We start from the raw sequence: 16,445 nt of genomic DNA, 5'->3' as shown, positions 1-16,445 counted from the left end.
TAACCTGACAACAGTTGTGGTCAATTTAACCAGCTCATTGAGGAGACCGGGGATGACACAGCCGCGGCCGCTGGGACCGGATTCGCTGACCTGGAAGTACTTCGGCGATTGGCGAGGGCTGCTCATCGCCCTCTGGGCCGGCTCCATGCAGAACATGCACCCCGAGCTGGGCGCGGGCGTCGAGGAGCACTCGCGGTTCTTCGAGGAGCGCTGGCAGCGGCTGTTCCGCTCGCTGTACCCGATCGGGGGAGTCATCTACGACGGCCCGCGTGCCCGGCAGACGGCGTCGGAGGTGCGCGGCTACCACGATCGGATCAAGGGCGTCGACAAACACGGGCGGCGCTATCACGCGCTCAACCCGGACACCTTCTACTGGGCGCACTCGACGTTCTTCATGAGCGCCATCCTCATCGCCGACAACTTCGTCGGCGGCATCGGCGAGGCTGAGAAGCGGAAGCTGTTCGACGAGCACGTGCAGTGGTACGAGATGTACGGCATGAGCATGCGCCCTGTGCCGGAGTCGTGGGAGGACTTCCAGCTGTACTGGAAGCGCATGTGCGAGGACGTCCTGGAGGACAACAAGGCCACGCGCGACGTGCTGGAGATCAAGGACATCGCGAAGCCGCACTTCCTGCCGTGGCTGCCGGACTTCGCGTGGAACCTCGTGCGCGGGCAGGTGGCGCGGAACTTCGTCTGGCTGACCGTCGGGCTGTACGACCCGCCGATCCGCGAACGGCTCGGCTACACCTGGACCGAGCGCGACGAACGACGGCACCGGAGGGCCGGGAAGCTGATCAACGCGGCGTTCAAGCTGATCCCGCGAGACCGTCGTTACCACCCTCGCGCCAGGGCGGGCTGGCGTCGCGAACGTGGCGAACTGGCCGCGGACGCGCCGTTGGTCGAGACTCCCGCGAGGAACCTTCCGCCGCTTTCGGAGCGGGGCAAACCGGAGCACTACTCACCGAACGTCTGATCAGGAGTGTCGATGAAGCTTGGTTACCACCTCGGTTACTGGTCCTCCGCCCCGCCCGAAGGCGCGCTGGACGCGGTGCTGCGCGCCGAAGAACTCGGCTTCGACTCCGTGTGGACCGCCGAGGGCTACGGTTCCGACGCGTTCACGCCGCTCGCCTGGTGGGGCGCGTCGACGAGCCGGATCAAGCTCGGCACCAACATCGTCCAGATGTCGGCGCGCACCCCGACCGCGACGGGCATGCACGCGCTGACCCTGGACCACCTGTCCGGCGGCCGGTTCGTGCTCGGGCTCGGCGCGTCCGGGCCGCAGGTGGTCGAGGGCTGGTACGGGCAGCCGTACCCGAAGCCGCTGGCGCGCACCCGCGAGTACGTCGACATCGTGCGGAAGGTCGTCGCGCGCGAGGCGCCGGTGACCCACGACGGGCAGCATTTCCAGCTGCCGCTGCAAGGCGGGACGGGGTTGGGGAAGGCGCTGAAGTCCACGGTGCACCCGTTCCGCAAGGAGATCCCGATCTTCCTCGCCGCCGAAGGGCCGAAGAACGTCGCGCTGTCGGCGGAGATCTGCGACGGCTGGCTCCCGCTGTTCTTCTCGCCCAAGAGCGACGCGTTCTACCGGACGGCGTTGCAGGAGGGTTTCTCGCGGCCCGGTGCCCGGCGCGGGTTCGACGACTTCGAGGTCGCCGCGTCCGTCCCGGTGCTCGTCCACGACGACGTCGAGGAGGCCGCGAGCTGGATCAAGCCGTCGCTGGCGCTCTACATCGGCGGTATGGGCGCGAAATCGGTCAACTTCCACCACGACGTCTTCGCCCGGATGGGATACGAGGACGTCGCGGACAAGGTCCAGGAGCTGTACCTGGCGGGCCGGAAGGACGAGGCGACCGCCGCGATCCCGACGTCGCTGGTCGAGGACACCTCGCTGATCGGACCGCCGGAAAAGATCCGGGACGAGCTGGCCAAGTGGGAGGAGACCGTGGTGACGACGCTGCTTCTGCGGGGCGATGCCGCCACCCTCACGAAGGTCGCCGAAACCCTCTCGTAGGTGCGGCGTTCCCGGGTTCACCGCATTTAGTCCTCTGAATGCGTTCGTGGGTTGCGGGGGTGAGGCCCATCACGTAGCGTCCCGGCCACGAACATGAAGTCGGTTCATGTTCGTGGCCGGGAGGTGCGACTCATGACGGTGAGCCGGAGGCGGGTTCTCGCGGGCGCGGCGGCGTTGCCCGTCGCGGCGAGTGTGCTCGGCGCCCAGCAAGCGCAAGCGGCGCCGGCCAAGGGATTCCGCGTCGGAGCAGGTATCTCCGACGTCACCGGCCCGGCCGCCGAAAACGGCATGATGGGCTACTCGATGCCGCAGCAGCAGACCGCCGGCATCCACCTCCGCACCCGGGCGCGGGCCTTCGTGGTCGACGACGGCGCCAAGCGGATCGCCTTCGTCACCGCCGACCTCGGCGCGTTGTTCCAGTCGGTCCACCAGGGCGTCATGCGCAAGCTCCAGGCCGCGTACGGCGACCTCTACACCGAGCAGAACGTGCTCCTCAACGCCACGCACACCCACTCCGCGTGCGGCGGGGATTCCCACTACGCCGCCTACGATCTGGCGATCCTCGGCTTTCAGCAGCCCGTCTACGACGCCGTCGTCGACGGGATCTTCGAGGCCATCAGCCGGGCGCACGCGAACCTCGCGCCCGGATCGATCCGGCTCGGCCGCGCGGAACTGACCAAGGCGAGCGTCAACCGCTCCCGCAAGGCCTTCGACCTGAACCCGCAGGCCGACAAGGACCACTTCCCGCAGGCGATCGACCCGGCCGTCACGGTGCTGCGGTTCAGCCAGAACGGCGTCGACATCGGCGCGATCAGCTGGTTCGCCACGCACGGGACGTCGATGAGCAACGGCAACCACCTGATCAGCGGTGACAACAAGGGTTACGCCGCCTACGAGTGGGAGCACGACCACGCCGGCGTGCGCTACCTCGACGGGAACCCGCGGTTCGTCGCCGCGTTCCCGCAGACCAACACCGGCGACATGAGCCCGAACCTGAACCTTTCACCGGGGACGCCGGAGACGGAGTTCGAGAACACCCGCACCATCGGCGACCTCCAGTTCCGCGCGGCGAAGAGCGCTTTCGACGCGGCGGCGGAAGCCGTGACCGGCGGCGTCGACCACCGGATGTGCTACGTGGACATGTCCGATGTGGCCATCGACGCGAAGTACACCCCGAACGGGCGGCCGCAGCACACCTGCACCGCCGCGATCGGGGTGTCGATGCTCGCGGGCAGTCGCGAGGACGGGCCCGGCCTGCCGCTTCCGGAAGGCGTGAAGAACCCGTTCATCGACTGGCTCGGCGGCATCGACGCGCCGATCCCGCAGGCGCTCGCCGACGCGCACGCGCCGAAGGTGATCGCGGTGCCGTTCGGCGCGATGAAGCCGTATCCGTGGACGCCGGAGGTCCTGCCGCTGCAGATCGTCCGGATCGGACAGCTGCACCTCGTGGCCGTGCCCGCCGAGCTGACCATCGTGTCCGGGCTTCGCCTGCGCCGCACCGTCGCCGCCGAACTCGGCGTCCCGCTGGAGAACGTGCTCGTCCAGGGCTACTCCAACGCCTACAGCCAGTACGTCACCACGCCCGAGGAGTACGACTCGCAGCAGTACGAAGGCGCGTCGACCCTCTACGGCCGCTACACGCTTCCGGCGTATCAGCAGGAATTCGCCAAACTCGCGGCCGCGATGAAGGCAGGGAAGACCGTCGCGCACGGGCCGACACCGCGAGACCTTCGCGGCAAGCTGATCAACTTCCAGCCCGGCGTCGTCTTCGACAGCGCACCCGCGTTCAAGAACTTCGGTGACGTCACGGTCGACGCGAAGAGCACCTACGCGCGCGGCGAGCAGGTCGCGGTCGAGTTCGTCACCGGGCACCCGAAGAACGACCTCCGGCGCGGTGGCACGTTCCTGGAGATCCAGCGGCTGGTCGACGGCAAGTGGGTCCGGTACGCCGACGACGGCGACTGGGACACGAAGTACCACTGGGCAAGGACCTTCGTCGCCGAATCGAAAGCCGTCGTCCACTGGAAGATCCCCGCGAACGCCCCGATCGGCAAATATCGCGTGGTCCACTTCGGCAACTGGAAGAACGGCTGGAACGGGGCGATCTCCGCGTTCAGCGGAACCTCTCGGACGTTCGTCGTCTCCTGACACCGGAAAGGTCTTTCGTGCGGAAGCTCGCCGTAGTCGCCATCGCCGCCGCCTTGTTCGCCGGAACCGCCGTGCCCGCCCAAGCGGCGGTCTCGGTCAAGGTCATGGCGTTCAACATCTGGCAGCTGCCCTGGATCGCCAACCCGAACACCGCGGACAAGCAGGCCAGGGCGCGCGCCGCCGAAGACGTCATCCGCGCGAACAACGCCGACGTCGTCGTCCTCGACGAGGCGTTCAGCGCCCAAGCCGAGGAGATGCGGAACCGCCTGAAGGACGTCTGGCCGTACCAGACGCCGCTGGTCGGCCAGTATTGCAACACGTCATCCGGCTGGACCACGGTGAACGGGAACTGCTCGAATTCGCCCGTCGTGGTGAACGGCGGCGTCACCGTGCTGAGCAAGGCGCCGGTGACCGAGCAGCACCAGCTGGTCTTCCGCAATTCCTACTCGGGCACCGCGGACTACCTGTCCAACAAGGGAGCCGCGCTCGCCCGGCTGGTCGTGAACGGCAAGCCGGTCTGGATCGCGGGCACCCACATGCAGGCCGACGAGGGATCGGAGACGCTGCCGAAGGCGCACGACGTCCGGATGGCGCAGCTCGGCGAGATCCGGGACCTGGTCACGAAATACGCGCCGGCGGCGGAGCCGGTCGTCATCGCCGGTGACCTGAACATCGAGTACTGGGCCGGACAGGGGCGCAAGGACTCCCTCGGCCGGACCCAGGTCCAGCAGGGTGAAGCCTTCCTCGGCGGCGTCCTCCGCACGACCGGCGAAGGCGCCTACACCTTCGACGCGGCGACGAACCCGAACGCCGCGAAGTCCGTTCCGGCGACCTACCGCGACTCGCTGGACTACGTCGGCGCCGTGCGCGCGGGCGGGCGTCCACTCGCCGCTGTCGGCCCGGTACAGCTCGTGCATTACGACGGTGGCACGATTCCCTCCGACCACTACCCGGTGGTGGCCAAGATCCAATACTGAGGCCTTCATCGGGAGAATCGCCTCGAGGAGGATCATGGCAGTCCTGCCAGCACGGACGAGGTACCGCTACTCGCTCGGCTCGTTCGTCACCGGCCCCTTCGGCACGGTTCCCGGCCTGCTCCTCCTGAAGTACCTGACCGACACGATGGGCGTCGCGGCGGGCGTCGCCGGGGTGATCGTGTTCGTGCCCAAGGCCTGGGACGTGCTGTTCAACCCGATCGCGGGCAGGCTGTCGGACGCGGACATGGTCCGCACCGGCAGCCGACGCCGCTTCCTGCTCTTCGGCGGTATCGGCGTCTCGATCCTCTTCGCGGCCCTGTTCGCGCATCCCGGCTTCGGCGGCCCGGTGCCCGACGCGATCTACGTCGTCGTCGTGTTCCTGTTGTGCGCCACCGCGTACGCCTTCTTCCAGGTGCCGTTCAACGCACTGCCCGCCGAGCTGACCGACTCGGCTGACGAACGCACGAAACTGACCAGCATCCGGATCGGCTTCCTCGCGGTCGCCATCCTGATCTGCGGCGGCGGCGCGCCCGCGATCACCGAGGCGGTCGGCGGCATCGCGGGCTACCGCGTCATGGGCGTGTTCATCGCCGTGATCATCCTGCTGGCGACCCTCGGCGTGTACTTCGGGCTGAAGGACGCTCCGGTCGGCGCGTTGCGGCCGAACACGGTGAGCCCGCGCGAACTGCTCCGGACGCTCGCGCAGTGGCGGCCGTTCCGCTGGCTGCTCGGGGTCTACTTCGTCCAGGCGCTCGGCATCGGCACGGTGCTGGCCGCGATCCCGTACTTCGCCGAGCGGATCCTCGGCAGCTCCGGCTACTCGACGCTGCTGTTCGTCGGCTTCGTCGGCCCGGCGCTGCTGACCATGCCGCTGTGGCCGAAACTCGGCGCGAGCGTGGGGAAGCTGGTCGGGTTCCGGCTCGCCACCGCCGCGTTCGGCATCGGTCTCCTCGGCCTGCTGGGCGCCAAGCTGTTCGGGCTCCCCGTCACGATGGTGTTCGTCGCCTTCTGTGGGGTCGGTTACGCGGGGATCTCGGTGTTCCCGCTGGCGATCCTGCCGGACCTGATCAGCGACGAGGAAGAGCGGACCGGGGAAACCAGGGCGGGCGTCGCGGCCGGGGTCTGGACGGCGTCGGAGACGCTGGGACTCGCGCTCGGCCCGGGTATCTGGGGCCTGGTCCTGCAATTCGGCGGCTACCAGGCCAGCCTCGCCCCGGGCGCCGCGCAGCCGGACAGCGCGCTCACGGCGATCCTGCTCGGCGCGTCGATCCTCCCGGCGGTGCTGATCCTGTTCGGTATCCCGCTGCTGCGGAAGTCGGTACTGGAGCGCCGGTCGTGACCGCCGAGGACGTCCTGGCGGAGTTGCGGGAACTGCGCGCGGGCGACCTGCCGACACACGGCGGCCGGACGCTCGCCTACGTCTACGACAGCGGACTGTCCGAAGTGGACGAACTCGGGGCGGTGGCGCACGCACTGGCGTCGTCGGCCAACGGCCTCGACCCGACGGCGTTCCCCAGCCTGCTGCGGATGGAGAACGACCTCGTCGGTACCGCCGCGCGCCTGCTCGGCGGGACGGCGGAAACAGTCGGTTCGGTGACCTCGGGCGGCACGGAGTCGTGCATGCTCGCCGTTCTGGCCGCCCGCGACGCGCGTCCCGACGTGTCTTCGCCGACCATCGTGCTGCCCACTACGGCGCACGCCGCTTTCCACAAGGCGGCGCATTTCTTCGGCGTCCGCGCGGTTCCGGTGCCGGTCGACCCGGTGACCTTCCGCGCCGTGCCCGAGGCGATGGCCGCCGCCGTCGACGACAGCACGGTCCTCGTCGTGGCGAGCGCCCCGTCGTACGCCCACGGCGTCCTCGACCCGGTCGCGGAGATCGCGGCGCTGCTCGACGGCGTCCGGTTCCACGTCGATGCCTGTATCGGCGGGTGGGTGCTGCCGTACCTGGATGGCGGTCCGTTCGGCTTCGACGTCCCCGGCGTCACCAGCGTGTCCGTGGACCTGCACAAGTACGCGTACTGCCCGAAAGGTGTGTCGGTTCTCCTGCACGCCGACGCCGGGCTGCGCCGATCGCAGTACTTCGCCAGCGCGGACTGGCCCGGCTACACGATGCTGAACACCACGCTCCAGAGCACACGTTCGGGTGGTCCGCTCGCCGCGGCTTGGGCGGTCGTACGCCACGTCGGCGACGAGGGTTACGCGAAGCTGGCCGCGGCCGCGCGCGAGGCCGCGGTGGAGATCCGCGCCGGGGTCGAGGCCCTCGAAGGGCTGCGGGTCCTCGGTGATCCGGTGTCGACGCTGCTCGCGTTCACCGTGGACGCCGACGCCGGCTTCGACCTGTTCACCGTGGCCGACGAGATGCGGGAGCGCGGCTGGTACGTCCAGCCGCAGTTCGCCCACGAGTCGTCGCCCGCCAACCTGCACCTGACCGTGACGGCCGCGAACCGGGGGAGTGAGACGGAGTTCCTGGCCGATCTCGCCGCGTCGGTCGAGGCGGCGCGGGAATCCGGACCCGTCGTCGTCGACCCGCAGGTGGCCGAGTTCGTCGCCGCGCTGGACCCCGCGACCTTGACGCCGGAGCAGTTCGCCGGCTTGCTGGCCGCGGCGGGTCTTGGCGGCGAAGCGGGCCTGCCCACCCGGATGGCGGAGATCAACGCCTTGCTCGCCACGGCACCCGGTCCGTTGCGGGAACGGCTGTTGCTGGAGTTCCTCGGCGCGCTGTACACGGCTTCCTGAACCGGCCTTGACGCAATCGACCGGTTGCTATACAAAGTTATAGCAACCGATTGATTGCTACTTGAGGAGGCTGTCATGGGATTCCCCGACCGCATCGAACGCACCGTCGAGATCGCCCATCCGCCCGCGAAGGTGTGGGCCGCGCTGACCACGTCCGAGGGCCTGGGCACCTGGTTCGGGAACCAGGCGAGCATCGACCTGCGGCCCGGCGGCGACGCCGAGATGAAATGGGACGAGGGGCATCAGGCGACCATGCGCGTGGAACGCGTCGAGGAGCCGAAGATCTTCGGCTTCACCTGGAACATCTACGGCCTGCCCGACGACGACCCTCGTCGCACCTACGTCGAGTTCACCCTCGTCCCGGACGGCGAAGGCACCCGGCTCACCGTCGTCGAGACCGGTTTCTCCCAGCTGCCGGACGAACTCCACAGCGTCGCGTTCGAGGGGAACACGAAGGGGTGGGCGGCCGAGCTGGGCGAACTGATCGAATACCTCGATGCCGTCTGACATCGAAGCGATCGCCGAACAGGTCTTCGTCGCACTGGCCGACCCGAGCAGGCGGAGCATCCTCGCCACCCTCGCCTCGGGCGGCCCGGCCACGGCGACCGACCTCGCGGACCGGCTGCCCATCACGCGGCAGGCCATCGCCAAACACCTGGCGCTGCTCACCGACGCCGGGCTGGTGAGCCCGGAGCAAGGGGAGCGGCGCCGCGTCCGCTACCGGCTGCGCTCGGCCCCGATGCAGGTCGCCCAGCAGTTCCTCGCCGCGCTCGCCCGCGATTGGGACGGGCCGCTCACGGCTCTCAAAGAGCATCTGGAGGGATGATGAACGTCAAGAAGGTCTCCCCGTCCGAATGGGAAGAAGCCCGGCTTCGCTTGCTGGTCAAGGAAAAGGAGCTGACCCGCGCCCGGGACGCGCTCGCGGCCGAGCGGCGGCGGATGCCGTGGGTCGCGGTCGAAAAGCCGTACGAGTTCGAAGGTCCGTCCGGGCCGGTGAACCTGCTCGACCTCTTCGAGGGACGCCGTCAGCTGATCGTCTACCGGGCCTTCTTCGATCCCGGCGTCGAAGGTTTCCCCGACCACGCCTGCAAAGGCTGTTCGCTGGTGGCCGATCAGGTCGCCCATGTCGCCCACCTGAACGCCCGCGACACCACCCTGGCCTTCGCCTCGCGGGGCACGCAACCGGACATCGCGCGGCTGAAGGCGCGGATGGACTGGACGATGCCCTGGTACACGATCACCGGCGATTTCGACGTCGACTTCGGGGTGGATGAATGGCACGGCACCAACGCCTTCATCCGCGAAGGCGACCAGGTGTTCCGGACGTACTTCATCAACAACCGCGGTGACGAGGTCATGGGCGGCACGTGGAGCTACCTCGACATCACCGCGCTGGGGCGGCAGGAGGAGTGGGAGGACTCGCCGGAGGGCTATCCGCAGAGCCCGCCGTACGAGTGGTGGAACTGGCACGACTCCTACGGTGCCGCTCCCTCCGGCGGCTGCTGCTGACGCCCCGAGCGCCACGCTGGGGACGCTCACCGTCTCAAGCGTGGCGCTCGGGTCATCGTGCGAGAGGGACGAGGCCGCCGTCAGTGAGTGTGGACGGCTTCCCATTCGGGGAACGGATCCGCACCGGCGAAACCGGTGGCCAGGCAAGACCGCAGCGAGTCCACCAGCGCGTCCTTCTCCAGCCCGACCCCGATGAACACCAGCTCCTGCCGCGGCGTCTCCTCGACGCCCTGTGGCTCGAACCGCGCGACCGACCCGGCCTGCGACCACAACCCGGTCACCCCGGGCCGCGACGTCAGCGAGAAGAACCCCTTCGACCGCAGCACCGTCCCGAACTCCCCGGAGTCGAGCCTGCCGAGGAAGTCCCACAACCGCTCCGGATCGAAGGCGAGCGACGCGCGGAAGACCACGCTGGAGATCCCGTACTCCTCGGTCTCCGGGACGTGGTCGCCGTTGAGCTCGGCCACCCAGCCGGGTGCCTCCTTTGCCCGTTCGACGTCGTAGCGCCCGGTGCCGAGCAGCTTGTCGAGAGGCACCCTGCCGTGCGTCGAGACGACGACCTCGGCGGCCGGGTTGAGCCGCCGCAGCACCGCTGTGAGTCGTTCGAGCGAGTCGGCCGGGACTAGGTCCGCCTTGTTGAGCAGAAGCACGTCGGCGAACTCGATCTGGTCCATCAGCAGGTCGCTCACGGTGCGGGAATCGTCCTCGTACTGGTCCAGCCCGCGTTCGGTGAGCGCGTCCCCGGCCGCCAGTTCCCGCTCGAAGTTGACCGCGTCGACCACCGTCACCATCGTGTCGAGCCGCGCGGAGTCCAAAAAGGAGAACGTGGCCGCCACGGGCATCGGCTCGGAGATCCCGCTCGATTCGATGAGCAGGTAGTCGAACCGGCCGTCCGCGCAGAGCCGCGAGACCTCTTCGAGCAGGTCGTCGCGCAGGGTGCAGCAGATGCACCCGTTGGTCATCTCGACGAGCCGTTCCTCGGTGCGGGACAGGCTGTTCCCGTCCCGCACCAGCGCGGCGTCGATGTTGACCTCGCTCATGTCGTTCACGATCACCGCCACCCGCTGCCCTTCGCGGTTGGCGAGGACGTGGTTGAGCACGGTCGTCTTGCCCGCGCCGAGGAACCCGGACAGCACCGTGACCGGCGTCGTCACTCTCCACCTTGATGGAAGTGTTTCATCAGCTTGCGCGGCACGAGCTTCGTCTCGCCGTTCACCTTGATCGGCACCAGATCCGGCACGGCCGCCTTCCACTGTGACCGCCGGGACCGGGTGTTGCTGCGCGACATCTTCCGCTTCGGGACCGCCATTACTTCGAACCTCCCCGACGGCCGTAGCGGCGGTGGAACTTCTCGACCTGGCCGGCGCTGTCCATGATCCGCTGGTTGCCGGTCCAGAACGGATGCGACCACGAGCTGATCTCGACGTTCACCACCGGATAGGTGTTGCCGTCGGTCCACTCGATGGTCTGCTCCGACGTCGCGGTGGACCGCGTCAGGAAGGCGTCCCCGGTGGAGAGGTCCTTGAACACCACAGGGTGGTAGTCGGGGTGGATTCCGGGTTTCACTGCGTTTCGTCCTTTCGGTTCGACACGTTCACGTCGTGCTTCTCGGGGTCGGTTTCCGTGTCCTCACACGGTTCTTCGTGCCACTCGCCGAACGGATCCGGGTAGCGGAGCCATTCCCGTTCACCGGCGGCGAGTTCGTCCTCGGTCAGCAGCGCCCCGTTCAGGGCCGCTTCGATCTCCTCGGGCGTGGCCTGATCGGTGACGACGACCAGTTCCTGCGCGCGGTCGCCGAACGTCGGGTCCCAGCGCAGGGAGGCGAGCGTGCGGCGCTCGGGGGAGACGTCGGCCCAGTCCGGTCCGCCGGGGGCCGCGAGCCATGCTCCTGCGTGTCCGACGCCGAGACCGCCGCCCGCGGACTCGATCCACAGCGCCATATCCGGCTGGCTCGCCACCCACAGCCGCCCCCGGGTGCGGACGACGCCGTCGAGCAGGACGTCGATCGCGTCGTGGAGGCGCTCCGGGTGGAACGGGCGCTGCGAGGTGAAGGTGAGCAGCCCGATTCCGCAGTCGGTGTGCAGCGGCGGTTCCCCGCGCAGCAGCGGTCCGTGCATGTCGGTGACCTCGCCGCGTCGCGCGTCGGCGGGAACGGCGTCGAGCACGGTCTTCCCGTCCACTTCGGACAGTTCGACCCGCGGGATCGACGGCGCGACCCGGTCGAGCACGGCCGACGCCTTCGCCGCCGACCAAGCGTCCGTCGCCGCGCCGGCGAGGACGAGCAGGTCGGCGAACTCGACCTGGGACAACGCGACCTGGGCGACCGTGCGCTCGTCCTCGGGGCTCGCCCGCAGGTCCCGTTCGGCGAGGGTGTCGTCGCCGGTGCTGTCGGCCAGCCAGCCGGCGCAGTCGACGACGGTCAGCGCGGCTCGCAGGTCGACGTCCTCGATCACCGGCCGCTCGCCGACGAGGACGTGGTGCAGCGCCCAGCTGACCGGCTCGGGCTCCATGGCCTCGTCGAGCCGCACCACGATCCGCCGCACCTGCGGCATCTGGGACAGCTTGCGCAGCAGTGGCAGGAGGTCTTCGCGCAGCGTGCACGAGACGCAGCCGTGCGCGAGTTCGAGGACCGTCAGCTGGTCGCGGTCGCCGAGCCGGATCCGCCGCCTGACCACTCCGGAGTGAATCTGCCTCAGGTCGTGGTGCACGACGGCGGTGCCGGGTTCGGCCGAGCGCAGCCGCTCGGCGAGGTCGGCGTTCGGTCCCGGTGCGAGGCCACTGATCAGGACGAGGGGCACACGGGGGTTGTCGGTCACTGCAGCTCCGGGGCGTCGAGGGCGTTCGGGTTCGGCTGTGTACAGTAAATGAAAACGACAACCGATATCAACTTGGGAGGGTGTATGTCCGCCGTGTGCCAGGTCACCGGCCGCAAACCGGGTTACGGGAAGCAGGTGTCGCATTCGCATCGGCGCACGTCCCGGCGCTGGGAGCCGAACTTGCAGGCCAAGCGGTACTTCGTGCCGAGCGAAGGGCGCTGGGTCCGGCTGCGGGTCTCGGTGAAGGGCATGAAGACCATCGACAAGCGCGGGATCGAGGCCGTCGTGGCCGAACTCCGCGCGAAAGGGGTGAAGCTCTGATGGCCAAGAGCACCGACATCCGGCCGATCATCAAGCTCCGCTCGACGGCGGGCACCGGCTACACCTACGTCACGAAGAAGAACCGTCGGAACGACCCGGACCGCATGGTGCTGCGCAAATACGACCCGGTCGCGCGCAAGCACGTCGAGTTCAAGGAGGAGCGCTGATGGCGAAGAAGTCGAAGATCGCCAAGAACGAGCAGCGCAAGGTCATCGCCGCCCGCTACGTCGAACGACGTCGTGAGCTGAAGGCCACCATCGCCTCGCCGTCCGCGTCGCCCGGGGAGAAGGCGGCCGCGGTGTCGGCCCTCCAGGCGATGCCGCGCGACGCCAGCGCGACCCGGATCCGCAACCGCGACACCGCCGACGGCCGCCCGCGCGGCTACCTGCGGAAGTTCGGGCTCTCCCGGGTCCGGATGCGGCAGATGGCGCACAACGGCGAACTGCCCGGCGTCACGAAGTCGAGCTGGTGAGCGGGATGGGCAAGCCGAACCGGGACCACCCCGCCAAGCGCAAGACGAACCTGTTGCACGCCAACAAGATCACCGAGGTCGACTGGAAGGACGCGGATCTGCTGCGGAAGTTCATCTCCGATCGCGGCAAGATCCGCGCCCGCCGGGTCACCGGGCTCACGCCCCAGCAGCAGAAACAGGTCGCCACGGCGATCAAGAACGCCCGCGAGATGGCGTTGCTGCCCTACCCCAACGCGGGCCGCTGAACCGCCGGTCCGGGCGGTGCGACACCCCGCCCGGACCGTGGTTCGGCGTGGAAGAATCGGCCGTATGACGGAGAACCCCGGACAGGCCGAGGAAATCGATCCCGAACTGCTGGAGCTGTGGGCGAAGGTGTTCGGTTTCGCCCGCTCGGGGGCGACGGCGGAGATCATCGCCTACGTCGACGCGGGCATCCCGGCGAATCTGACCAACGACCGGGGCGACACCCTGGTCATGCTCGCGGCCTATCACGGGCACGCGGAGACCGTGGCGGCGCTGCTCGAACGCGGCGCCGACGCGAACCGCGAGAACGACCGTGGCCAGAGTCCGCTCGCCGGGGCGGTCTTCAAGAACGAACCCGAGGTCGTGAAGACGCTCCTCAAGGGCGGTGCGGACGCGACGGCGGGGGAGCCGTCGGCGATCGACGCGGCCAAGATGTTCGGCAACACCGAGCTGCTGGCGCTGCTCCAAGGCTGAGGCGGTGCTCACTCGGATCGCGGTCCGGGCCGCTGAATCCTTACACTGCCCCGCATGGATGACCCGCATTACCTCTCCGGCCTCGATCTGGCAGGCCGTCGTGTCGTGATGATCGGCGGCGGGACGGTCGCCCAGCGCCGCCTGCCGCGGCTGATCGGCGCGGGCGCGCGGGTCGAACTGGTCTCGCCGCACACGACGCCGTCGGTGAGCGCCATGGCCGACGCCGGGGAGATCGTCTGGCACGAACGCCGCTACACCGAGGGTGACCTCACTGACGCCTGGTACGCGCTGGCCTGCACGAACGATCCCGAAGTCAACGCCGCCGTCTGCGCCGAGGCCGAACGCGCGCGGGTCTTCTGCGTCCGCGCCGACGACGGTGACCTCGGCAGCGCGGTCACCCCGGCGTCGGGCAGGCACGGCGGACTGCTGGTCGGCGTCCTCTCCGGCGGCGAGCCGCTGCGATCGGCGTCGGTCCGGGACAGCATCCTCGACGGCCTCCGGGCCGGCACCGTCGCCGACGGCCGCGTGCCGGACGCGCGTGACGACCTCCCCGGCGTCGCGCTCGTGGGCGGTGGCCCCGGCGACCCGGAACTGATCACCGTCCGCGGCCGCCGTCTCCTCGCCAGGGCCGACGTCGTCGTCGCCGACCGGCTGGCCCCGCGCGAACTGCTCGACGAACTCTCGCCCGAGGTCGAGATCGTCGACGCCGCGAAGATCCCGTATGGCCGCGCCGCCAGCCAGGAGGTGATCAACTCCACGCTGATCGACCGGGCCAAGGCGGGCAAGTTCGTCGTGCGGCTCAAGGGCGGCGACCCGTACCTCTTCGGCCGCGGCTTCGAAGAGGTCCTCGCCTGCGCCGAAGCGGGCATCCCGGTGACGATGGTCCCCGGCATCACGAGCGCCTTCTCCGTGCCCGCCGCCGCGGACGTCCCGGTGACCCATCGCGGGGTCGCCCACGAGGTCGTGGTGGTGTCCGGTCACGTCGCGCCGGACGACGAGAAGTCGCTGGTGGACTGGGAACTGCTGGCGAAGATGCGCGGCACGATCGTGCTGATGATGGGTGTCGAGCGGCTCCCGCTGTTCACCAAGGCACTGCTGGAGGGGCGGCCCGGGGACACGCCGGTGGCGATCGTCGAGGACGGCACGATGCGCACCCAGCGGGTCCTTCGCTCCACTTTGGACAGCGTCGTCGAGGACGCCGCCGCGGCGGGTGTGCGGCCGCCCGCGGTGATCGTCTTCGGGCCGGTCGCGGGGCTGGCTCAGCCCTCGTGGTCGTTGCCGGAGACGTAGAGCCAGTCGGTCCCGTCGTCGCCGGTCGTGTCGAGGTGCGGGGCCCGGACCAGGCCCGCCCTGAGCGCGACCCGCTGCGACGCGAGGTTCTCCGGCCGGACGCGGGCGATCACGAGGTCGTCCGGCCGGTGGGTGCGCGCCCAGTCCACCGCCGCGCCGGCGGCCTCACTGGCGTACCCGGAACCCCAGGAGGACGGGAAGAACCGGTAGAAGAGGTTCAAGACCGGGCCGCGCCGGAAACCGACGATCTTCACCCCGCAGAAGCCCAGCGCCTCCGCCGAGTCGTGCCGCCGGACGGTCCAGTACCCGAAGCCGTACCGGTTCCACTGGTGCGTCCAGCGGAGCAGCAGCAGGTCAGCGTCCTTGCGCGTTTCCAGCAGGTCCGAAGGGTTGTGCGAGCAGGCCTCCGGATCGGTGTGGAGGGCGAAGATCGCGTCGAGGTCTTCGGGCCCGGGACGGCGCAGGAGCAGGCGCCCGGTCCGCAACTCCTCGGCGCCCGTGTCGCGGGTCGGCGCCGGCTCAGCGGTCATGGCACCGCGCCGAGAAGTCGGTGATGGCGTCGGTCAGGCGGGTCGGGTCGAAGCGCAGCTCGACCGGGCTGCGGGCCTGGACGAACTCGGCGGCCGGCATGTCCTCGGCCAGCGTGTCGGCGTCGCCGAAGGGATGGATCGGGTCGCCCTCGTGCCCGATGACCAGCGCCGGGGTCTCGATGGTCCGCCGGACCGATTTGGGTGGCGCGATCCGGCCGAAGAGCACGCCGTGCAGGAGCGCGGCCATCGGCGCGGGCTGTTGCGACAGCGTGTCGGTGACGACGTCGACCCACTGGTTGCCGTGCGGCACGAGCTTCGCCGCCAGCGCCACCCCCTGCACGGTCACCGGCAGGAACCGAGCGGCCATGAGCAGCGGCGCGAAGGTGATCAGCCCGGCGACGATCGCGTTGTCCAGCACTGGCATCTCGACGACCAGGCCGAGCGCGCGTTCCGGCGCGGAGACGCCCACTTCGAGCGCGACGTTGGCACCCAGCGACGTCCCGCCGATGACGGCGGCGTCGATGTCCAGGTGGTCGAGCAGCGCGACGGTCTGTTCCGCGAACGCGGGCATGGAGTACAGCCACGAGTCGGTGGGCCGGTCCGAATCGCCGTGCCCGAGCAGGTCGAGGGTCACGGCCCGGAAGCCCGCCCGGGCCAGCCTGCGGGCGAGGGGCGCGTGCATCCGCCTGGTCAGCATGATGCCGTGGGTGAGCACGACGACCCGGTCGCCGGAGCCGAACTCGGTGTAGGCGAGCCGGTGACCCTCATGGGTGAAAGACCCCGAGAGCTCGATCGGCCGGGAGGATCGCTCGCGCCGCAGCCCGGGGATGAGTGCGGGCAGGTCGGCGACCGCGGTGGCGCTGCTGGCCGGGCTCATGTCCCACCGTCCTTCGTCGATCGTCGTCGGTATTCACCGGT

General features: G+C 69.4%; 21 protein-coding genes. 15 read left to right on the top strand and 6 right to left on the bottom strand.

Annotated features, from left to right (window positions below; all coding sequences use genetic code 11):
* Window positions 1-52: 52 nt before the first annotated feature.
* The 9 genes from B0293_RS20560 to B0293_RS20520 all read left to right on the top strand — a co-directional run bounded on the left by B0293_RS20560 (window position 53) and on the right by B0293_RS20520 (window position 9,381).
* Entirely contained in the window at window positions 53-973 is a 921-nt protein-coding gene (locus tag B0293_RS20560) for an oxygenase MpaB family protein (RefSeq protein WP_005149919.1), read from the top strand.
* A 12-nt stretch (window positions 974-985) separates the two neighbouring features.
* The gene (locus B0293_RS20555) at window positions 986-2,011 is read left to right on the top strand and encodes an LLM class F420-dependent oxidoreductase (protein WP_005149921.1); all 1,026 of its coding nucleotides are present in this window, start codon (window positions 986-988) and stop codon (window positions 2,009-2,011) included.
* A 132-nt stretch (window positions 2,012-2,143) separates the two neighbouring features.
* Entirely contained in the window at window positions 2,144-4,159 is a 2,016-nt protein-coding gene (locus B0293_RS20550; RefSeq protein ID WP_005149922.1) for a neutral/alkaline ceramidase, read from the top strand.
* 17 nt (window positions 4,160-4,176) lie between these two features.
* Window positions 4,177-5,136: a sphingomyelin phosphodiesterase gene (locus tag B0293_RS20545; RefSeq protein WP_005149923.1), complete on the top strand. Its 960-nt coding sequence runs from the start codon at window positions 4,177-4,179 to the stop codon at window positions 5,134-5,136.
* Between the two features lie 34 nt (window positions 5,137-5,170).
* Window positions 5,171-6,475: an MFS transporter gene (locus tag B0293_RS20540; RefSeq protein ID WP_005149926.1), complete on the top strand. Its 1,305-nt coding sequence runs from the start codon at window positions 5,171-5,173 to the stop codon at window positions 6,473-6,475.
* A complete protein-coding gene (locus B0293_RS20535; RefSeq protein ID WP_005149928.1) occupies window positions 6,472-7,872 on the top strand; it encodes a pyridoxal phosphate-dependent decarboxylase family protein in 1,401 nt (466 codons plus the stop codon). The genes B0293_RS20540 and B0293_RS20535 overlap by 4 nt, the downstream gene beginning before the upstream one ends.
* Window positions 7,873-7,947: 75 nt before the next feature.
* The gene (locus B0293_RS20530; protein ID WP_005149932.1) at window positions 7,948-8,379 is read left to right on the top strand and encodes an SRPBCC domain-containing protein; all 432 of its coding nucleotides are present in this window, start codon (window positions 7,948-7,950) and stop codon (window positions 8,377-8,379) included.
* Entirely contained in the window at window positions 8,369-8,698 is a 330-nt protein-coding gene (locus B0293_RS20525; RefSeq protein ID WP_005149934.1) for an ArsR/SmtB family transcription factor, read from the top strand. Before B0293_RS20530 ends, B0293_RS20525 begins: the two co-directional genes overlap by 11 nt.
* Entirely contained in the window at window positions 8,695-9,381 is a 687-nt protein-coding gene (locus tag B0293_RS20520; RefSeq protein WP_005149935.1) for a DUF899 domain-containing protein, read from the top strand. The genes B0293_RS20525 and B0293_RS20520 overlap by 4 nt, the downstream gene beginning before the upstream one ends.
* A gap of 80 nt (window positions 9,382-9,461) precedes the next feature.
* Here the strand turns inward: B0293_RS20520 and B0293_RS20515 are convergent, their stop codons facing one another.
* From B0293_RS20515 to mrf, 4 genes are read right to left on the bottom strand one after another with little or no spacing between them, the layout of a single operon-like run.
* Entirely contained in the window at window positions 9,462-10,535 is a 1,074-nt protein-coding gene (locus B0293_RS20515) for a GTP-binding protein (protein WP_005149938.1), read from the bottom strand.
* Entirely contained in the window at window positions 10,532-10,690 is a 159-nt protein-coding gene (gene rpmF, locus B0293_RS20510; RefSeq protein ID WP_005149940.1) for a 50S ribosomal protein L32, read from the bottom strand. The genes B0293_RS20515 and rpmF overlap by 4 nt, the downstream gene beginning before the upstream one ends.
* A complete protein-coding gene (locus tag B0293_RS20505; RefSeq protein ID WP_005149945.1) occupies window positions 10,690-10,947 on the bottom strand; it encodes a type B 50S ribosomal protein L31 in 258 nt (85 codons plus the stop codon). The genes rpmF and B0293_RS20505 overlap by 1 nt, the downstream gene beginning before the upstream one ends.
* Window positions 10,944-12,197: a ribosome hibernation factor-recruiting GTPase MRF gene (mrf, locus tag B0293_RS20500; RefSeq protein WP_005149947.1), complete on the bottom strand. Its 1,254-nt coding sequence runs from the start codon at window positions 12,195-12,197 to the stop codon at window positions 10,944-10,946. Before mrf ends, B0293_RS20505 begins: the two co-directional genes overlap by 4 nt.
* 84 nt (window positions 12,198-12,281) lie before the next feature.
* Between mrf and rpmB the strand changes: the two genes are divergently transcribed.
* The 6 genes from rpmB (at window position 12,282) to cobA (ending at window position 14,997) form a co-directional block, all read left to right on the top strand.
* On the top strand, window positions 12,282-12,518 hold the full coding sequence (gene rpmB, locus B0293_RS20495) for a 50S ribosomal protein L28 (protein ID WP_005149951.1): 237 nt from the start codon (window positions 12,282-12,284) through the stop codon (window positions 12,516-12,518).
* Window positions 12,518-12,685: a 50S ribosomal protein L33 gene (gene rpmG / locus B0293_RS20490; RefSeq protein WP_005149953.1), complete on the top strand. Its 168-nt coding sequence runs from the start codon at window positions 12,518-12,520 to the stop codon at window positions 12,683-12,685. Before rpmB ends, rpmG begins: the two co-directional genes overlap by 1 nt.
* Window positions 12,685-12,990 (top strand): 30S ribosomal protein S14, encoded by a 306-nt coding sequence (gene rpsN, locus B0293_RS20485; RefSeq protein WP_005149962.1) that lies wholly within the window; start codon window positions 12,685-12,687, stop codon window positions 12,988-12,990. Before rpmG ends, rpsN begins: the two co-directional genes overlap by 1 nt.
* Window positions 12,987-13,235, top strand: coding sequence for a 30S ribosomal protein S18 (rpsR, locus tag B0293_RS20480; RefSeq protein WP_005149968.1), 249 nt, complete (start codon window positions 12,987-12,989; stop codon window positions 13,233-13,235). The genes rpsN and rpsR overlap by 4 nt, the downstream gene beginning before the upstream one ends.
* Window positions 13,236-13,299: 64 nt before the next feature.
* The gene (locus B0293_RS20475) at window positions 13,300-13,707 is read left to right on the top strand and encodes an ankyrin repeat domain-containing protein (protein WP_005149971.1); all 408 of its coding nucleotides are present in this window, start codon (window positions 13,300-13,302) and stop codon (window positions 13,705-13,707) included.
* Between the two features lie 54 nt (window positions 13,708-13,761).
* On the top strand, window positions 13,762-14,997 hold the full coding sequence (cobA, locus tag B0293_RS20470; protein WP_005149977.1) for a uroporphyrinogen-III C-methyltransferase: 1,236 nt from the start codon (window positions 13,762-13,764) through the stop codon (window positions 14,995-14,997).
* Here the strand turns inward: cobA and B0293_RS20465 are convergent.
* Both B0293_RS20465 and B0293_RS20460 read right to left on the bottom strand, forming a co-directional pair.
* Window positions 14,967-15,527, bottom strand: coding sequence for a GNAT family N-acetyltransferase (locus tag B0293_RS20465; protein ID WP_005149982.1), 561 nt, complete (start codon window positions 15,525-15,527; stop codon window positions 14,967-14,969). The genes cobA and B0293_RS20465 overlap by 31 nt on opposite strands.
* A complete protein-coding gene (locus B0293_RS20460; RefSeq protein WP_005149984.1) occupies window positions 15,517-16,404 on the bottom strand; it encodes an alpha/beta fold hydrolase in 888 nt (295 codons plus the stop codon). The genes B0293_RS20465 and B0293_RS20460 overlap by 11 nt, the downstream gene beginning before the upstream one ends.
* Window positions 16,405-16,445: the final 41 nt, after the last annotated feature.

The organism is Amycolatopsis azurea DSM 43854 (assembly GCF_001995215.1).
Classification (GTDB): Bacteria; Actinomycetota; Actinomycetes; order Mycobacteriales; family Pseudonocardiaceae; genus Amycolatopsis; species Amycolatopsis azurea.
The sequence above is the reverse complement of the archived record's forward strand: the minus strand, read 5'-3'. Positions and strand labels throughout refer to the sequence as shown.

Bases quoted from the DNA above. Each gene is read 5' to 3' on its own strand.
- B0293_RS20560 (WP_005149919.1), top strand. From the start codon at position 53: ATGACACAGCCGCGGCCGCTGGGACCGGATTCGCTGACCTGGAAGTAC.
- B0293_RS20555 (WP_005149921.1), top strand. From the start codon at position 986: ATGAAGCTTGGTTACCACCTCGGTTACTGGTCCTCCGCCCCGCCCGAA.
- B0293_RS20550 (WP_005149922.1), top strand. From the start codon at position 2,144: ATGACGGTGAGCCGGAGGCGGGTTCTCGCGGGCGCGGCGGCGTTGCCC.
- B0293_RS20540 (WP_005149926.1), top strand. From the start codon at position 5,171: ATGGCAGTCCTGCCAGCACGGACGAGGTACCGCTACTCGCTCGGCTCG.
- B0293_RS20530 (WP_005149932.1), top strand. From the start codon at position 7,948: ATGGGATTCCCCGACCGCATCGAACGCACCGTCGAGATCGCCCATCCG.
- B0293_RS20525 (WP_005149934.1), top strand. From the start codon at position 8,369: ATGCCGTCTGACATCGAAGCGATCGCCGAACAGGTCTTCGTCGCACTG.
- B0293_RS20520 (WP_005149935.1), top strand. From the start codon at position 8,695: ATGATGAACGTCAAGAAGGTCTCCCCGTCCGAATGGGAAGAAGCCCGG.
- rpmF (WP_005149940.1), bottom strand. From the start codon at position 10,690: ATGGCGGTCCCGAAGCGGAAGATGTCGCGCAGCAACACCCGGTCCCGG.
- rpmB (WP_005149951.1), top strand. From the start codon at position 12,282: ATGTCCGCCGTGTGCCAGGTCACCGGCCGCAAACCGGGTTACGGGAAG.
- rpmG (WP_005149953.1), top strand. From the start codon at position 12,518: ATGGCCAAGAGCACCGACATCCGGCCGATCATCAAGCTCCGCTCGACG.
- rpsN (WP_005149962.1), top strand. From the start codon at position 12,685: ATGGCGAAGAAGTCGAAGATCGCCAAGAACGAGCAGCGCAAGGTCATC.
- B0293_RS20475 (WP_005149971.1), top strand. From the start codon at position 13,300: ATGACGGAGAACCCCGGACAGGCCGAGGAAATCGATCCCGAACTGCTG.
- cobA (WP_005149977.1), top strand. From the start codon at position 13,762: ATGGATGACCCGCATTACCTCTCCGGCCTCGATCTGGCAGGCCGTCGT.
- B0293_RS20465 (WP_005149982.1), bottom strand. From the start codon at position 15,527: ATGACCGCTGAGCCGGCGCCGACCCGCGACACGGGCGCCGAGGAGTTG.
- B0293_RS20460 (WP_005149984.1), bottom strand. From the start codon at position 16,404: ATGAGCCCGGCCAGCAGCGCCACCGCGGTCGCCGACCTGCCCGCACTC.